Annotated in this window: 14 protein-coding genes; 2 read left to right on the top strand and 12 right to left on the bottom strand. The window is 64.0% G+C overall.

All coding sequences use genetic code 11. The features are described 5' to 3' along the window. The 5 genes from EN884_RS05670 to EN884_RS05690 form a co-directional block, all read right to left on the bottom strand. The coding region (locus tag EN884_RS05670) for an ATP-binding cassette domain-containing protein (protein ID WP_128360495.1) at window positions 1–379 on the bottom strand (379 nt) is incomplete at its 3' end. 1 nt (window position 380) lies between these two features. Then, entirely contained in the window at window positions 381–1,472 is a 1,092-nt protein-coding gene (locus tag EN884_RS05675) for an ABC transporter ATP-binding protein (protein ID WP_063168540.1), read from the bottom strand. Further along, window positions 1,469–2,428 carry a sugar ABC transporter permease gene (locus tag EN884_RS05680; RefSeq protein WP_063168541.1) on the bottom strand — a complete coding sequence of 320 codons (960 nt, stop codon included), beginning with the start codon at window positions 2,426–2,428 and terminating at the stop codon, window positions 1,469–1,471. The genes EN884_RS05675 and EN884_RS05680 overlap by 4 nt, the downstream gene beginning before the upstream one ends. Next, window positions 2,425–3,285 (bottom strand): carbohydrate ABC transporter permease, encoded by an 861-nt coding sequence (locus EN884_RS05685; protein WP_024501565.1) that lies wholly within the window; start codon window positions 3,283–3,285, stop codon window positions 2,425–2,427. The genes EN884_RS05680 and EN884_RS05685 overlap by 4 nt, the downstream gene beginning before the upstream one ends. A gap of 81 nt (window positions 3,286–3,366) precedes the next feature. After that, window positions 3,367–4,980, bottom strand: coding sequence for an extracellular solute-binding protein (locus tag EN884_RS05690; protein ID WP_063168542.1), 1,614 nt, complete (start codon window positions 4,978–4,980; stop codon window positions 3,367–3,369). A 336-nt stretch (window positions 4,981–5,316) separates the two neighbouring features. Here EN884_RS05690 and EN884_RS05695 point away from each other — a divergent pair, with 336 nt between their 5' ends. Further along, on the top strand, window positions 5,317–6,345 hold the full coding sequence (locus EN884_RS05695; protein WP_024501567.1) for a LacI family DNA-binding transcriptional regulator: 1,029 nt from the start codon (window positions 5,317–5,319) through the stop codon (window positions 6,343–6,345). Between the two features lie 57 nt (window positions 6,346–6,402). On the opposite strand, the gene EN884_RS05700 is transcribed toward EN884_RS05695, so the two are convergent. From EN884_RS05700 to EN884_RS05730, 7 genes are all read right to left on the bottom strand, one after another. Beyond that, window positions 6,403–7,422 carry an aliphatic sulfonate ABC transporter substrate-binding protein gene (locus EN884_RS05700; RefSeq protein ID WP_063168543.1) on the bottom strand — a complete coding sequence of 340 codons (1,020 nt, stop codon included), beginning with the start codon at window positions 7,420–7,422 and terminating at the stop codon, window positions 6,403–6,405. A 36-nt stretch (window positions 7,423–7,458) separates the two neighbouring features. After that, window positions 7,459–8,355: an ABC transporter permease gene (locus EN884_RS05705; protein ID WP_127224208.1), complete on the bottom strand. Its 897-nt coding sequence runs from the start codon at window positions 8,353–8,355 to the stop codon at window positions 7,459–7,461. A gap of 12 nt (window positions 8,356–8,367) precedes the next feature. After that, window positions 8,368–9,204 (bottom strand): ABC transporter ATP-binding protein, encoded by an 837-nt coding sequence (locus EN884_RS05710; protein WP_013530817.1) that lies wholly within the window; start codon window positions 9,202–9,204, stop codon window positions 8,368–8,370. Window positions 9,205–9,221: 17 nt separating this feature from the next. After that, on the bottom strand, window positions 9,222–9,548 hold the full coding sequence (locus tag EN884_RS05715) for a ferredoxin family protein (protein WP_013530816.1): 327 nt from the start codon (window positions 9,546–9,548) through the stop codon (window positions 9,222–9,224). Next, window positions 9,545–11,170 (bottom strand): FAD-binding protein, encoded by a 1,626-nt coding sequence (locus EN884_RS05720; RefSeq protein ID WP_024501571.1) that lies wholly within the window; start codon window positions 11,168–11,170, stop codon window positions 9,545–9,547. The genes EN884_RS05715 and EN884_RS05720 overlap by 4 nt, the downstream gene beginning before the upstream one ends. Window positions 11,171–11,201: 31 nt before the next feature. After that, the gene (locus EN884_RS05725) at window positions 11,202–11,798 is read right to left on the bottom strand and encodes a thioredoxin family protein (RefSeq protein WP_063168544.1); all 597 of its coding nucleotides are present in this window, start codon (window positions 11,796–11,798) and stop codon (window positions 11,202–11,204) included. 280 nt (window positions 11,799–12,078) lie between these two features. Beyond that, on the bottom strand, window positions 12,079–13,023 hold the full coding sequence (locus EN884_RS05730) for an ABC transporter substrate-binding protein (protein WP_063168545.1): 945 nt from the start codon (window positions 13,021–13,023) through the stop codon (window positions 12,079–12,081). A gap of 180 nt (window positions 13,024–13,203) precedes the next feature. On the opposite strand from EN884_RS05730, the gene EN884_RS05735 reads away from it, so the two are divergent. Next, a partial coding sequence (locus EN884_RS05735; RefSeq protein WP_128360496.1) for a TonB-dependent receptor occupies window positions 13,204–14,598 on the top strand: 1,395 nt, incomplete at its 3' end.

Here is a 14,598-nt window from a genome sequence, read left to right on the forward strand (position 1 = left end):
GGATATGGCCGATATGTAGCTTCGCCGCGACGTCGGTGACCCGCCGCTTGATCTCGGCCTCGGCGACCCGGCGTTCGACCAGGGGAAAGCGGACATTTTCGAGCCCGCTCATATGCGGGAACAGCGCCAGGTTCTGGAACACCATAGCCACGTTGCGCTCGGCCGGCGACATCGCGTTGACCGGCCTGCCTCCGATCAGGATTTCGCCGGTGTCAGGTGTCTCCAACCCGAGCACCAGGCGCAGGATGGTCGACTTGCCCGACAGCGGCGGACCGAAGAAGCAGAAGAACTCATTGTCGTTGACGGTGAACGAGGCGTCGTCGACGGCGAGTGTATTGCCGTAGCGTTTGGTCACATTACGGAAGACGATATCGGCCATCTCAACCTGCCTTCATCGCAAGGCCGGTAGCGGCGTCGAAGACGCGCACCGACGACGTAGTGGGAGCGATGACAGCGGTGTCGCCGATAGCCAGCCCGACATCATTGTCGAACACCGTTTTCACAGCCGCCTCGCCCTGGCCGAGATGAACGATGGTGCGCGCACCGATCCGTTCGACAAAGGTCACCGGCATTGCGAGGCCCTGCCCATTCTGCACCAACGTCGCCTGTTCAGGCCGGAATCCGTAAAGCACCTCGCCGCGTGCACCACGCATGGCCGCTGCGAGTTCGCCCGGCAGCGGCGGCGTGACGCCCAACGGTCCGAGATCGACGACCAGTCCGCGGTCGCTCTCCGCCGGCCTGCCCTTGAGCAGATTCATGCCCGGCGCACCGATAAAGCGGGCGACGAAGACATTGGCTGGATCGTTGTAGACCTCGAGCGGCGTGCCGACCTGCTGCAAAACCCCATGATCCATGACCGCGATGCGGTCGGCCATGGTCATCGCCTCGAGCTGATCGTGGGTGACATACACCATGGTCTGGCGGAACTGCCGCTGCAGCTGCTTCAGTTCGGTGCGCATGACGGCCCGGAAAGCGGCGTCGACATTGGAGAGCGGCTCGTCGAGCAGGAAGATCGCCGGCTCCATGATCGCCGAGCGGCCGATCGCCACCCGTTGCAATATATTGACCGACAGCCTGTCGGCCTTGCGGTCGAGCAGCGGCGAAAGCTGCAGCATCTCGGCGATGGCGCCGACACGGCGATCGATCTCGGCTTTGGCAGCCCCTCGCATTTTTGGTCCATAGGCAAGGTTCTGGCGCACCGTCATATGCGTGAAGATGGCGTAGTTCTGGAACACGAAGCCGACGCCACGCCGGCCCATCGGCACGCCGGCCATGTCGCGCTCGCCAAACAGGATCTTGCCGCCGGTCGGTTCTTCCATGCCGGCGATCATGTTCATCGTCGTCGACTTGCCGCAGCCCGACGGGCCGAGCAGCGCCATGAACTCGCCATCTGATATTGCCAGGTCCATGGTCTTCAGCGCGGTGAAGTCGCCGAATTTCTTGACCAGGTTTTGCAGGTGGATGGCGCTCATGCCGGTACCTCGCGTGCACGCGCCATGCGCTTCATGGCAAACACTGCGACGATCGACAGCACGACCAAAATGGCCAGCGCGATCGCCGCCACATAGCCCCAGATCAGGTCCTGCGTGGTGAGCTTGTAGATGTAGACCGAGATGGTTTCGGTAGCGACGCCTGGACCGCCGCCGGTCATGATGTAGAGCGTGTCGAAGATCTTGAAGTTCTCGATCACCCGGATCGCCAACGCGATGATGATGATCGTCTTCATCTTCGGCAGCACGATGGTGACGAAGCGCTGCCACGGATTGGCGCCGAGCAGCGTCGCCGCCTTGATCTGGTCCTCCGGCACGCCGACCAGGCCGGCAAGCAGGATAAGGAACATCAGCGGCGTCCATTGCCAGATGTCGGCGACCATCACCGCAATCAGCGCCAGAGTCGGATCCGACAGCCAGGCGATGGTGACGAGAGATCCGGTGAGCGCCGACAAGATGTCGTTCACCGGGCCGCCCGACTGGAACAGCATGAAGAACATGTAGCCGGCCACGGCAGGCACCACCATCATCGGCATCAGCAGGATCGAATAGAAGACGCGCTTGCCCGGGAAATCGTCGGCAAACAGTGTCGCCAGCGCCAGCCCGAGCAGGAATTCCGCCGGCACGCAGACGATCATGACGATGGCCGTACGCTTCAGCGCGCTCCAGAAGCGCGCGTCGGCGGCGAGATCGGTGTAGTTGGCAAAGCTGTTCCACATCGACCAGGCGTTCCACCAGCCGGTGCCCGACAGGGGCGACCAGTCGGTGACGCTGATGTAGAGCTGCATCAACAGCGGGAAGGCCGAGATGAACAGCACCAGGATCTGCGCAGGTAATGTCAGCCGGAAACCCAGCCTTGCGCCCTCATCGCGCGAAACCGGCTTTGCTCCGACGGCTTTCACCTCATCCTTGGAAGTCATGACAGTCACCGCGCTCATTGCTTGAGCGCCCCGAATGTCAACCCGCGCACCAGATGGCGTTGGATGGCGATGCCCATGATGACCGGCGGCACGGCCGCGATCAGGCCAAGCGCTGCCTTGGCGCCATAGAGCTGCCCGGTCATCGAGGAAGAAAGAGAGGCCATGTAGACCGGGATGGTCACCCATTCGCGCGTCGTCAGAAGCAGCGCGATCAGATAGTCCGACCAGTTGAGGATGAAGACGAAGAGCGCGGCACTGGCCAGCGGCGCGCGCATCATCGGCAGCGTGATGCGCGTGAAGACGCGCAGCCGCGAACAGCCTTCGACAAGCGCCGCCTCCTCGATCTCGCGCGGCATGTCGTCGAAGAAGGTCTTCATCAGCCAGAAGGCGAACGGCAAGGTGACGATGCCGTAGATCAGCGCCAACCCCCACCAGCTATCGGTGAAGTTGAGGAAAGCCCACATGATCATCACCGGGATCATGACCGCCATCGGCGGAAAGATCCTGAGTTGGATCAGCGCCAGCGGCAGGTTCTGGCCGGAGCCGAAACGCGACAGCCCATAAGCCGCGGCAGTGCCCGCCGACATGGCGATCACCGTGCCGAAAACCGCCGACAGCAGCGATGCGAGGATCGGCTTCAGCGCGGTACGGTCGAGCGCGACGATCAAATTGTTGGTCGACTCGCCGAAGACGAAACGAAAATTGCTGAGCGTCGGGTTCTTCGGCCACCAGGTCAGGTCGGCGCCGGTCGCCGACCATTCGGCGATCGGCTTGAACGCCATCGATACCATCCACAGGATCGGCACCAGCGTCACCGCCATGGCCGCGAAGATCGCGGCATAGCGGAATATCAGGAAAGGAACGGAACGCTTCATCTGGCGGCTTTGCTGGTGGCGCTGTGGGCGGAGGGGAAAAGCAGGCTCCTCCCCTCCTTCGATGTGATCCAGGGAGATGGATCAGACGATCGGGTCGAGAACTGTCGGCCAGGCCTCCTTGTTGGTCTTGATGGCTTCGAGCAGTTTGTCCTCGCCGGTGCGCCGCACGATCTTCTTCCACTCCGCCTCGGTATCGGCCATCGCCTGCTCGGATGTCTTGGCCTTGGTCAGCGCCGCCATGAGGTTCTCGTCGAGCGCATTGTGGAAGGCTGTCGCGCCGGGATAGTTGATGGTCGGCACGGTGCGCGCCACCGTCTCGCGCACGACGTCCATGTGGTAGGCATGATAGGTCTGGCGCACCAGCGGATCGGAGAAGTCCGAAAGCCGGAACGGGTCCAGATAACCGCCGGGATTGGCACTCATCCAGGCGTAGATACGGGCCGAGCCCAGCCATTGCAGCAGGAGATAGGCAACCTCCTGGTTCTTCGACTGCGACGAAACCATGCCGGTCAGCGAGAACCACAGCACGGAACGGCTGATCAGCTTGCCGTCGATCTCGCGGCCTGGCGGCAGCATCGAGCCGATCTTGCCGGTGACGGCCGAATCCTTGTTGCCGGCATTGTCGAGGAATTTCGGCAGGTTGGAGAAGGCGCAGGTCATCGCCGCACCACCCTTGGCGAAGTTGCCGTATTGCTCCGGCCAGCCCCAGGAGATCGCATCCGGCGAATGATGTGCGAGCGAAGCGACATATTCGTTGGTGGCGGCGATGCCTTGCTCGGAATTGATCATCGGCTTGCCGTCATCGCCAAACAGGAATTGGTTGGGCGAAGCCATCGAGACATAGCGCTGGTACCAATTGGTATAGCCCCAACCCTGGTTGCGCAGGTCGGTCGAGCCGAACAGGCCCTTGTCCGGTCGCTGGAAGAAGGCGGCGATGTCGCCATGCTGCTTCCAGGTCTTCGGCGGCGCCAGATCGTAGCCGTATTTGTCCTTGAAGGCCTTCTTCTCGGCTTCGTCGCCGAACAAATCGGTGCGGTAGACCCAGGTCTGGAAGTCGCCATCCAGCGATACGCCATAGTTGGAGCCGCGGTATTTGTTGAGCAGCGACACGCCCTTGGCGCCGTTGACATAACCGCTGACGGGATCGTCCCATTCGGGCTTGTGCTGCGCGACAAAGTCATCGAGCTTGGCGATGCCGCCGGTTTCGGCGAGGTCGCCGAGGCGGTTCCATTCGGTCGAATAGATGTCGTAGGCCCCACCCTTGGTGGAGATGTCCTGCATCGTCTTGGTGAATTCCTGGCCGTTCGGCAAACCGACGATTTCGATCGCGATGCCGGTTTCCTTTTCCCACAGCTCCTTGATCGACGGCGCACCGGCCGGGAACGGCTGCGTGAGCTGGCCGATCGAGCCGTCGGACAGGCCGAGCACGATCTTGGCGGGCGCCTTGCCGGCGCCCTTCAGCGCCTTGGCCGCCTCGATGGCGCGGCCTTCCGGCGTGTCGGCGCCATACTGGTAGCGCTCGGCTCCATCGAAGCCCGTCGGGCCGCCGATCATGCCTGGCGCCAGCGCGTCGGCCGCATAGGCGCGGCCGGGACGAATGAATTGGGGTGCGATACCAGCGGCGGCCATGATCACAGCCGCCTTTCCTCCGGATGCCAGCAGCCGGCGCCGCGAGATGCGGATCAAGTCAGACATTGAAACTCCTCCCTCAGGGCCACGTTTCCTCCACGGCCCTTATGAGGGATATTGACGGCAGCATGGCAAGGCTGTCAACATCATAAATAATCAAAACACCTCACAACATCGCAATAGGGCAAGGAAATGCACAAAAACGGGATCCATGCATCATGCCGGGTGCTTCAATTTGAGGGCACACGACCCTTCCCGGCCCTGCGCAGCCCTGCCGGACCATTTGATTTAGCGCGGCGGCTTGCGCATGGGCTAAGGGCGGATACATCATTTCCCATCAGAATCGCCGATGGCGGGGAAGCCGTCACCAGCCGATCTGACGCATGCAGGAGATGAAAGACGGTGCGTTCCACCCTGACTGACATAGCCCGGGAAGCCGGCGTCTCGGCCGCCACCGTCGACCGCGTGCTCAACAACCGACCCGGCGTGCGGGCGCGCACGCGCGAAATCGTGCTCGAAATGGCGCAGCGCCTCGGCTACATCGCCGAAGGCCCGAACGGCGCGCCGCCACGGCCCTCGCCTGGCGAGGTCATCCGACTCGACTTCGCGCTGCCGGCCGGCACCAATTCCTTCATCAAGATGCTGCACCGGCACATCGAGGCACAGGCTCTGGCGCGGCCCGACCTCGATGTCCATATCGCCACCATCGAGGGCTTCAATCCTGACCGGCTCGCCCGCCTGCTGCAGGACCTGCGCGGACAGACGCAAGGCGTCGGCGTTATAGCGCTCGACCATCCGACGGTGCGCGAAGCGATCCGATCCCTGTCGGCCAACGATATCAAGGTGGTGACCATCGCCTCCGACATCCTGCATGTGCCCAGGGTCGCCTATATCGGCATCGACAACCGCGCCGCCGGGCGGCTGGCCGGCTATCTGCTCAACCGCTTCATGGGATCGGGGCATCCGGGCAAGGTGGCGCTGTTCGCCGGCTCGCTGTCCTATCGCGGCCACGAAGAACGCGAGATGGGGTTCCGCCACGTCCTGACCGAGGAATCACCCAACCTGCAGATCGTCGAGATGCGCGAAATGCTCGACGACCGCGAGAAGGCCTATTCGGAGGCATCGGCCCTGCTGGAGCGGCACCCCGACCTTGCCGCGATCTACAATGTCGGCGCCGGCAACACCGGCATCGCCCGCGCGCTCAAGGAGCACGGCCGCGCCCAGTCCATGGTCTTCCTCGGCCACGAGGTGACGGACGGCACCAAGGACCTTCTGCTCGACGGCACGCTCGACGCGGTCATCGACCAGAACCCGCGCGTCGAAGCCCGCGAAGCGCTCAACACTTTGACCCATGCGGTCCGGGGATTGCCCTATGAACTGCACCAGCCAAGGCTGCAGGTGATCTTCAAGGAGAACATCCCAGAGATTTGACGGACCAGACGAACGGGGCAGCGCGGTAAAGCGCCCGCCCCGCTCGATGCTTCCAGTCTATTGGACGGCAGCGACTTCAGCCGCGGCGCCATCGACAAAGCTCTTGTCGACCCATTTTCCGTAGTCGATCGAGCCCTTCAGGAGCCCGGCGCTGGCCATGAATTTCTCCTCGCCCTGCAAGGCGGCGATCGCGTCGTCGGTGAGTTTCGGATCCTGGTGGAACACCCCGTCGGCATAGGTCTTGCGGACGGATTTCTCCGACGACTTGGTCGCCTCCACAAACGTCTTGATCGTCTCGTCCGGATGAGCGTCGGCCCAACGCGAAATCTCGATGTCGACCTTCAGCAGCCGCTTGACCAGATCGGGATATTTCGCCGCGAAGGCGCCGTTGACCGAGATGACGTTCGGCACGTTCCATTCCGGATGGGTGCTGGTGTCGAACAGCACCCGCGCCTCGCCGGTGTCGCCCAGCTTGGCCGCCGTCGAATCCGTCTCGACAATGGCGTCGATATCGCCGCGCAGCAGCGCCGGGCCGGATGCCTCGAAAGGCAGGTTCAGACCTTCGACGTCATTGGTGGTCAGGCCGACGCTGTTCAGTGCCTTGCTGAAGTTCGAATGCCGCACCGTTCCGGTGAGATAGGCGACCTTCTTGCCCCTGAGATCCTGCAGCGTCTTCAACGGCGAGTCGGTTTTGACGACGATGTAGGAACCGCCGGCCTTCACATAGCTCGACAGGCCGATCAGCTTGACGTCGGCGCCGGACGCAGCAACGCGCAGCGCCGGATTGTTGCCGGTATAGGTGAACTCGATGGCGCCGGTCGCCAATGCCGTCGTGGCTTCCGAGCCGCCGTTGAAGGTCACCAGTTCGACCTTGATGCCGTCCTTGGCGAATTCCTTGTCCCACCAGCCGTCCTTCTTGGCGAGGATGAATTTGAGGTGCCCCGGCGCCGTGCTGCCGATGCGGATGATGTCAGGCTTGTCCTGTGCGAAGGCAGGCATGCCGCCAAGGCCGATTACGACGGCAATGGCGCCCTTCAGAAGCAGCCGGCGAATTGCGTCGAATGGGATGTTGGGCATGGGAAAATCCTTCCTGTTTGGAATGAATGGGGCCGCTTAAATGAGCGAGGTCTCGGACTGGCCCTTCCAGGCTGTTGCCCAGCGCTCGAACCAGACGAGCAGGTAATTGACGGTCAGGCCGATGACGGTCAGCGTCAGGATGCCGGCGTACATGTCGGCCGTTTCCATCATCAGCTGCGAATTCTGGATGAGGAAACCGAGGCCGGATTTGGCCGCCAGCATCTCGGCGCCGATGACCGCGAACAGCGAGGATTTCACCGCCAGCCGAGCGCCGGCGACGATCGAGGGAATGCTGGCCGGCAGGATGACTTTCCGGAACAGGTCGAAGTCGGACGTGCCCATCGAGCGCGCCGCCTTGATGAGCAGCGGATCGACCGACTTGACGCCGCTGATCGTGTTGACGAGGAGAAAAAACACCGAGGAGTAGAAGGTGATCGCGACCTTCGATTCCTCGCCGATGCCGAGCAGCAGGATGAACACCGGCAGAAGCGCGAATTGCGAGGTGTTGCGCAGCGTCTGCACCAAAAGGTCGGAAACCTTCTCGAACAGCGAATAGCGCCCCATCAACAGACCGAGCGGGATGGCGACCACCACGCCGAGTGCGAAGCCGATCGCAGCGCGCTGCAGGCTTATGCCGATATGCTCGATCAGCACGCCCGAGGCGAGCAGCGCCCACCCGGCGACCAGCACCTCGCTCAGCGGCGGAAAGAAGATCCGGTTCAGCCAGCCGAGCCGGGGCGCGATCTCCCACAGCAGGAAGAACAGGCCGAGCAGCGGCAAGCCATAGAGGAATGTGCCGCGGCTCGCTTTCTTGCTCCGGATCTTGGCGTTGGCCTTGATGGCGGGGACCCTGGCGGCGGCTACCGTTTCGCCAGCGCCGGCAAACAGGTGGAGCGCTCCAGCGGAGCCAAACTTCTCGGTCAGATAGGCCATGGGTCCAGTTCCTCAGTGACTGAAGGCTGGCGACAGAGTCCAGTCCTTCTGCGCCTTGTTGACCTCGTCGCGCAGCACGTCCCAGACGCGAGCGCGATATAGATTGAATTCGGCGCTGGCGCGGATGTCGCCGTCGCGCGGCCGTGGCAGGTCGATATCGATGATCTCCTTCACCGCGCCCGGCCGCGCCGTCATCACCACCACCCGGTCGGCGAGGAAGATCGCCTCGTCGATCGAGTGGGTGACGAAAATGACCGTCGTGTTGATCTTGCCCCAGATCCGCAGCAGCTCGCCTTGCAGAAGCTCGCGCGTCTGCTGGTCAAGCGCCGCGAACGGCTCATCCATCAGCAACACTTCCGGGTTGCTGGCCAGCGCACGCGCGATCGCCACACGCTGCTGCATGCCGCCGGACAGCTGGTTGGGAAAACGGTCCTCGAAGCCGGCAAGGCCGAACAGCGACAACAGATGGCGGGCCGTCGCCGTGCGCTCAGCCTTGGCCACGCCGCGCACTTCCAGCGCATATTCGATGTTGGCGAGCGCCGTGCGCCAGGGAAACAGCGCATATTGCTGGAAGACATAGCCGGTCTTCGGGTCGGGCCTGGTGATGCGCCGGCCATCGAGCTTGACGTCGCCGCCGGTCGCCTGCGTCAGCCCGCCAATGATGTCGAGCAGCACCGACTTGCCCGAGCCGCTGGGGCCGACCAGCGTGATGAACTCGCCCTTGCGGATCGAGAGGTCAACGCCATCGAGCACGGTGACGCGGTCGGTCGCCTCGCCATCGACGGTGACGAACTGCCCCGGCTTGAGCTGGAAGGTCTTGCTGATGTCGCTGACGACGATACGGTCCATATCTGTCTCCGATCGGTTCACTGCGCCACGCGGATGCGGTGCGTCGGGTCGAATTCCGAGCCGCCGGCCTTGCCGCGCTTCCAGCCGAGCGCGCGGGCATAGGAGCCAAACAGCTGTCGGGCGTCGGCCTGAGCTTCCGTGATGCCGGTCGGCCCTTCGGCGAACTCGGCCACATAGAGCGCGTCGGTCGGGCAGTAGATTTCGCACAGGAAGCAGGTCTGGCAGTCCTCCTGGCGGGCGATCACTGGCACGCCGCTCTCGGTCGCGTCGAAGACGTTGGCCGGGCACACCTTGACGCAGATGTCGCATTCGACACAGCGCGTGGCCGAGACGATCTCGATCATGACGCCAGCTCCGCCAGCCGCTCAGGCGCGCCTGCGATGCGGAACGCATCCACACCGGTGATGACCAGCCGGTGCGCGAAGGCCGGGCTCTTGCCCGGCAAATCGGTGCGGCGATGCATACCGCGGCTCTCGGTGCGGTGCAGCGCTGCGGCCACGGACCAGCGCCCGGCGGCGGCGATCGAAGCTGCCTCTCGGGTACGGACCCTATCCAGCCCGTCGCCTTGCAGATGGTCGCGCACGTCGCGCCAGACACTCTCCAACCGCTCGCCGCTTTTCTCCAGGCCTTCGCCGGTGCGGAAGAAATTCTTGTCGAGCGGCGTCACCTCACTGCGCACCGCCTCGATGACTTCGCCTGCCGAGATGTCGACGCGCGGCGATGATGCAGGACGTAATCCAGCCTGGCCAAGCGACTGCACCTCAGTGCGGAATGCCTTGCCGGTCCGGCGCTTGGCATGGGTCGAAGCGCCCTTGCCCGCCCACCAGCCGCTGGCCAGCGCCCAGGACGAATTGACGGCGCCGCCGCCCGACACCGCACCGGTCATGATCTCGCGGCTGGCCGCGTCGCCGGCGACATAGAGGCCGGGTACGCCGGTGGCGCAATCGTCGGAGACGATGTCTATGCCGCCCGTGCCGCGCACCGTGCCTTCGGCGCGCAGGGTGATGCGGAACAGCTCGCTGAAAGGGTCGATGCCGGCGCGGTCATAGGGCACGAAGCAATTCGGCTGGCCCTGGCGCAGCCAGCCCTGCAGCGCTGGTTCGGCCTGATCGAGCCGCGCGTAGACCGGGCCGTCGATCAGCGCGCGCGCCACTTCCTCCTCGCGGTCGCCGATGCCGTTGCGCAACGGCTCGCCGGTCGGCCCGACGATCGGTGAGCCATCTTCGCGATGGAACGACGCCCAGCGGAACGGCAGCCCCTTGTTCAACGAGGAGCCGTAGGGCGCCAGCGTGTATTTGCCGGTGAACTCCATGCCCGACAGGCTGGCGCCGGCCTCCGCCGCCATCAGATAGCCGTCGCCGGTCAGCCCGGTCGCGCCGAGGATGCGCTCGCGGAAAGCGCAGCCACCGGTCGCCAGCACCACCGCGTTGGCGTCGACGCGCCAATCCTGGCCGATCTGCCTGGCGACACCGGCGGCGCCGACGATGGCATCGCCGTCCGACAAAAGTTCGAGCGCGGGATGATGGTCGAGGACGGTGACGCCGGCCAAAAGCACGCGGCGGCGCATGAAGCGCATGTAGTCCGGGCCGCGCAGATTGGCGATGTAGAGCCGGCCGTCATCCTCGCTCGGGAAGGGATAGCCCCATTCGGAGAGCCTGAGCAGGTTGCGGTAGGCGGTGTCAACGCAGCGCAGCATCCAGCGCGGGTCGGCGAGTTCGCCGGTGCGCTGCCAGCGTCGCTCGACCACGGCATGCCTGTTGTCGCCCGGCGGCACGCACCAGGTGCCGGTGTTGGACGGCGCGGTGGCGCCGCTGGTGCCGAGATAGCCCTTGTCGGCCAGCACCACCTTGGCGCCGGCCTCGGCCGCGGCGACTGCTGCCCAAGCTGCCGACGGACCGCCGCCCAGCACCAGCACGTCGGCCTGGAGCAGCAAGCTGTCGGAAGCGGATTTTTGCGGCTTGGGCATGGAGACCTGGCGAATAAAGTCGAAGCAGGCGCTAGGCCGCGCGGGCCGCGCTGGAAGACCACACCGGCTCGTTGCCCGCGCTCCACTTGATGTTGCAGCCGATCGACGGCGCCTGGCTGGCAGTGGGCCTGCCGCCCTCCAGCACCGTATCGACCGCCGCGCGCAGATCGGCACCCGTCACCGGCTTGCCGTTGCCCGGCCGCGCATCGTCGAACTGGCCGTGATAGGCGAGCCGCCGGTCAGTGCCGAACAGGAAGAAGTCGGGCGTGCAAGCCGCGCCATAGGCTTTCGCCGTCTGCTGCGACGCATCCTTGAGATAGGGGAAGGAATAGCCGAATTTTCCGGCCTCCTCGCCGATGCGGGCGAGCGTCTCCTCCGGATGCGCCTCGTGGTCGTTGGCGTTGATCGCCACCACCTGCAGCCCCTTGCCGGCGTAATCCCTGGCGAAAGCGGCAAGCTGCTCGCGGATCAGCACGACGAACGGGCAGCGGTTGGAGATGAAAGCGACGAGCAAGGCCGGCTTGGCGTCGAAATCGGCAAGGCGGTGCAGCACACCTTGCGCGTCGGGCAGCAGGAAGTCGGCGGCCCTGGTGCCGAGGTCGACCGGATTGGACTCTGTTTTCGGCATCGATGCGCTCCCTTGTGCAACCATTTTCACAGGCCAAGATGCGAGCGCTCCGAGCGCTCGCAGTTAGTCTATGAATTTAGTATAATTATAGGCTGGAGAGCGCATTCACGGTCAACCGCGCGGCTTAGAATATCGTGCCAATGTTTCAGGCCGAGCCGCCAAGTTTGTTCGGGCGGAAGCCGATCCGGAGAAATCCGGACGGACAGCATTTATGAAGCGCAACGGGGTTCGGCGACGAAATTGTACTGCCCAGCCGAACCGTCTTGCGATTTTCGCGACGTCATTCCCCTTCCGGATAGAGCGCTTTCGCCAGGTCGCGGATCGCATCCGATGTGCGCGGGCCGAAGCCGATCATGTAGGCGCCGTCGAGCACGACCAGCGCCTTCTTGGCTGCCGCCGGCGTTGCCGCCAGCGCGCGGTTGCCGAACACCAGCTCGGCCGACGGCCCGCCCTTGCCGTCGCCCATCATCAGGATGACGTCAGGCGCCATCTCGATCAGTTTTTCCTCCGACGCCGCCTTGTAGCCCTGTACGATGTCCATAGGGTTGAGGCCGCCGGCATAGCGGATGATGGCGTCGGCAGAAGTACCCGCGCCGGCAGCGCTCAGACGTACCAGGCCATGGAAGAACACCACCTTCTTGCGCCGCTCCGGCGGAATTTGCGACGCCAGATCCGCGGCAGCCTGAAAGGCGGTGAGCACCTCGGCGGAAACCGCCTTGCCCTTGTCCTCGAGCCCAAGGCTGGCGGCGATCAACGTGATCTTGTGCTCGATGCCTTGCGGGCTGTTGTCCTGCGGGACCAAGACGATCGGAATTGCCAGCGACTTCAGCACCTCGACCGCTTCAGGAGGCCCGCTGTCTTCTGCGGCCAGGATCAGGTCGGGTCGCAGGCTGGCCAGCCCCTCGACCGAAAGCTGGCGGCGGTAGCCGACATTGGGTTTTTGCGCGACTTCAGGCGGATATTTGCTGCCGCGATCAATAGCGACGATTCGCCCGCCGGCGCCCAGCGCGTGGACGATCTCGGTGACGTCGGAACCGAGCGTCACGATCCGGGTCGCCGCGCCCGGCACGACGGTTCGTCCCAGCGCATCGACAACGGTCTCGGCGGCCAGCGCCTTGAAGCCGCAGGAAGGCGCCAGCACCGCCAGTGCCAGAAGCAGCACCGCCGCGATCCTGCCCGGTTGCGACCAGTGGGTCGTCTTGCCTTCGCCTAAACTGCCAACCATGCCGCTGTTCCCGTGCCAGATGCTTCTCGAGGATGGTCGGCTATAAATTTAAAGTTGACTTATGTCATCATGTTTAAATATGTGACCCATGCCCTGACCTGACTGGTTGAGGGATTTTCAATAATGCCAGCCAAGGCCGCTCAGCCACCGCCAGCAGTTTTGCTTTTGCTTGGGGGCTGCATGACAACGACAACAAACACGACATCGATGGCGAGCACGGCGCTCGCCTTCGTGCTCGGCCTCTGCGCCGTGCCTCTTGCCAGCGCGCAGGAACAGGACCGGGAGAAAAAGGCCGCCGCCAAGACCGGCCGCCTGGCGCCGGCCAGTGTCGCGCAGAACCAGCCGGCGACGATGCTCGACGTGATCACCATCTCGGCAACGATGATCAAAACGGCGGTGATCGAATCGATGGCCGCCATCAGCGCCGTCGATCAGGACGAACTCGACCGCATCCAGCCCGACACAGCCGCCGACATCTTCCGCACCACACCGGGCGTCGCTGCCTCGATGAATGGCGACGATCCCGCAACCGCCATCAACATCCGCGGCCTGGAGCAATATGGCCGCGTCGTCGTCACCCTCGACGGCGCCCGCCAGGACTACTGGCGCGTCGGTCATGGCTCTGGCTCGTTCTATGTCGAACCCGACCTGATCAAGGAAGCCACCGTCATTCGCGGTCCGGTCTCGAATGCCTATGGTTCCGGCGGCATCGGCGGCGTCGTCTCCTTCGAGACCAAGGATGCCGGCGATTTCCTCAAGAAGGATGAGCGCTGGGCGCTGAGCGAGAAGCTCGGCTACGAGGACAATGGCGACGGCTTCACCACCAGCACCACCGGTGCCTACCGCTTCAGCGACGATGCCGATATCATCGGCAACCTCATCTACCGCGACCGCGACAGCTACACCGATGGCAATGGCGACACCGTGCCATGGACCGGCGAGCGGGTGACCAGCGGCTATCTGAAGGCGACGTTGCGGCCGGCCGATGGCCATGAGCTGAAGCTCGGCGCCATCCTGCAGCGCTACAACGACCAGATCACCGGATCGAGCGGCTCGACCTCGCCGACCCTGAGCCGCTATGACACCGACACCACCAACCAGACCTACACCGCCGCTTACACCTGGAAGCCCGACGACAACGCGCTGATCGACTTCAGCGCCAATGCCTATCACAACCGCACCCGCGCCGAGCAGACGCAGGTCTGGCCGACCTCGGCGATCGGCAATTTCCGCTTCTACGACGTGGCCACGACAGGTTTCAATGTGAAGAACTCCTCGCGTTTCGACGTCTGGGGACTAGCACATACGCTGACCTACGGACTCGACTACTACTATCTCGAGGCCTCCTCGGAAGCGGCGCATTTCGGCGCTGGCCAACAGCAGGGTTATGGCGGCTTCCTGCAGTGGCAGGGCGATTACGGGGATTGGCTGCAGGTCATCGCGGCGATGCGCTATGACGGCTACCAGCTCGATGGCGAGACGCGCATCCCGTCACCGCAGGAAGCCTCGATCTCCGGCGATCGTTGGTCCCCGCGCCTCACCGTCGGCGTCACGCCATTCGATTGCTTCCAGCTC

The sequence above is a fragment of the Mesorhizobium sp. M7A.F.Ca.AU.001.01.1.1 genome (assembly GCF_004022735.1).
GTDB classification, from domain to species: Bacteria; Pseudomonadota; Alphaproteobacteria; order Rhizobiales; family Rhizobiaceae; genus Mesorhizobium; species Mesorhizobium ciceri.

Bases quoted from the DNA above. Each gene is read 5' to 3' on its own strand.
- EN884_RS05675 (WP_063168540.1), bottom strand. From the start codon at position 1,472: ATGAGCGCCATCCACCTGCAAAACCTGGTCAAGAAATTCGGCGACTTC.
- EN884_RS05680 (WP_063168541.1), bottom strand. From the start codon at position 2,428: ATGAGCGCGGTGACTGTCATGACTTCCAAGGATGAGGTGAAAGCCGTC.
- EN884_RS05685 (WP_024501565.1), bottom strand. From the start codon at position 3,285: ATGAAGCGTTCCGTTCCTTTCCTGATATTCCGCTATGCCGCGATCTTC.
- EN884_RS05690 (WP_063168542.1), bottom strand. From the start codon at position 4,980: ATGTCTGACTTGATCCGCATCTCGCGGCGCCGGCTGCTGGCATCCGGA.
- EN884_RS05700 (WP_063168543.1), bottom strand. From the start codon at position 7,422: ATGCCCAACATCCCATTCGACGCAATTCGCCGGCTGCTTCTGAAGGGC.
- EN884_RS05705 (WP_127224208.1), bottom strand. From the start codon at position 8,355: ATGGCCTATCTGACCGAGAAGTTTGGCTCCGCTGGAGCGCTCCACCTG.
- EN884_RS05710 (WP_013530817.1), bottom strand. From the start codon at position 9,204: ATGGACCGTATCGTCGTCAGCGACATCAGCAAGACCTTCCAGCTCAAG.
- EN884_RS05715 (WP_013530816.1), bottom strand. From the start codon at position 9,548: ATGATCGAGATCGTCTCGGCCACGCGCTGTGTCGAATGCGACATCTGC.
- EN884_RS05720 (WP_024501571.1), bottom strand. From the start codon at position 11,170: ATGCCCAAGCCGCAAAAATCCGCTTCCGACAGCTTGCTGCTCCAGGCC.
- EN884_RS05725 (WP_063168544.1), bottom strand. From the start codon at position 11,798: ATGCCGAAAACAGAGTCCAATCCGGTCGACCTCGGCACCAGGGCCGCC.
- EN884_RS05730 (WP_063168545.1), bottom strand. From the start codon at position 13,023: ATGGTTGGCAGTTTAGGCGAAGGCAAGACGACCCACTGGTCGCAACCG.